We start from the raw sequence: 574 nt of genomic DNA, 5'->3' as shown, positions 1-574 counted from the left end.
AAAGACACGAAGTCTCTAGCGTTATTGAAGAGGAGTTAAAAAAGAGAGAAGAAGCAAAGAGGCAGAGAGAATTGATCAAGCAAGAAAATCTTAATACCACAGCCTACATCAATAGAGTAATGATGGCAAGCAATGAACAGATTATCAACAAAGAAAAAATAAGAGAAGAAAAACAAAAGATTATCTTAGATCAAGCAAAGGCGCTAGAGACTCAATATGTGCATAATGCATTAAAAAGAAACCCTGTGCCTAGAAACTACAATTACTACCAAGCACCTGAAAAACGCTCTAAACATATTATGCCCTCTGAAATTTTTGATGATGGCACATTCACTTATTTTGGTTTCAAAAACATCACTCTCCAACCTGCTATTTTTGTGGTTCAGCCTGATGGGAAATTAAGCATGACTGATGCTGCTATTGATCCTAATATGACCAATTCAGGATTGAGATGGTATAGAGTTAATGAAATTGCAGAAAAGTTTAAGCTCAATAAAGACAAAGCCCTTGTAACAGTAATAAATAAAGGCTATGGGAAAAATCCATTGACAAAAAATTACAATATCAAAAACTA

1 pseudogene is annotated in these 574 nt (G+C 34.1%); it reads left to right on the top strand.

What is annotated here, in order from left to right:
• Window positions 1–574: pseudogene (cagX, locus tag IEY56_RS29260) on the top strand (type IV secretion system apparatus protein CagX); the annotation flags it as partial.

Source organism: Streptomyces daqingensis (assembly GCF_014645895.1).
Classification (GTDB): Bacteria; Actinomycetota; Actinomycetes; order Streptomycetales; family Streptomycetaceae; genus Streptomyces; species Streptomyces daqingensis.
The sequence above is the reverse complement of the archived record's forward strand: the minus strand, read 5'-3'. Positions and strand labels throughout refer to the sequence as shown.